At 61.3% G+C, this 674-nt stretch carries 1 protein-coding gene; it reads left to right on the top strand.

Features of this window, described 5'->3' with window-relative positions:
• Positions 1 to 298: 298 nt before the first annotated feature.
• A partial coding sequence (locus C5J24_RS31590; protein ID WP_172724209.1) for an aldo/keto reductase occupies positions 299 to 674 on the top strand: 376 nt, incomplete at its 3' end.

Genomic DNA, 674 nt, shown 5'->3' with positions numbered 1-674 from the left:
TTCGGCATCGGCATCGTCACTGTGGAGGATTGAACAAGCGTCATCCGTTCGATGGGGGTGGCGTGGAAGCCATCCTTCGAGACGTGGCGGGCAATCACGGCGGCAATTTCGGTCAGTGTTTCCATGTGCCGGACCATCGCACCCGCGCCGGAAGTCGGCAAGGCAGATCCGCGCGGCTTCTGGAGGATCGGGCAGTAATTCCGGCGCATCAGGCTAACGGTTCGGCGTCGCCGCGCGTCACAGTGTCAGCGGCGCCGGGGTCACAGCAACCTTGGCCGCAGAACAAGATGGAGCAAACATGACAAGCGATAAACTGAAGACCCCCACCATCGCACTGGGCACCTGGGCCTGGGGCGACAGCGGTGAAACTGGCGACGGTTACTTCGGCAGCAGCCTCACTCAGGCTGGCCTGGAAGAGGTCGCGGACAAGGCACATGCGGCCGGGTTTACCCTGTGGGATACAGCCATTGTGTACGGCATGGGCCGTTCAGAGACCATGCTCGGCGAGGTACTGAAGCGATACGCTCGCAGCGATTACCAGCTCTCCACGAAGTTCAACCCGCGGATCGCGGGAACCAGCGACACGTCTATGGCGGACATGCTGGAGCAGAGTCTGGCCAACCTCGGCACCGACTACATCGACCTTTACTGGATTCACAATCCAGCCGATGTGC

It is taken from the genome of Neorhizobium sp. T25_27 (assembly GCF_002968565.1).
Taxonomy (GTDB): domain Bacteria; phylum Pseudomonadota; class Alphaproteobacteria; order Rhizobiales; family Rhizobiaceae; genus Neorhizobium; species Neorhizobium tomejilense.
This window is presented reverse-complemented; position numbering and strand designations above follow the sequence as displayed.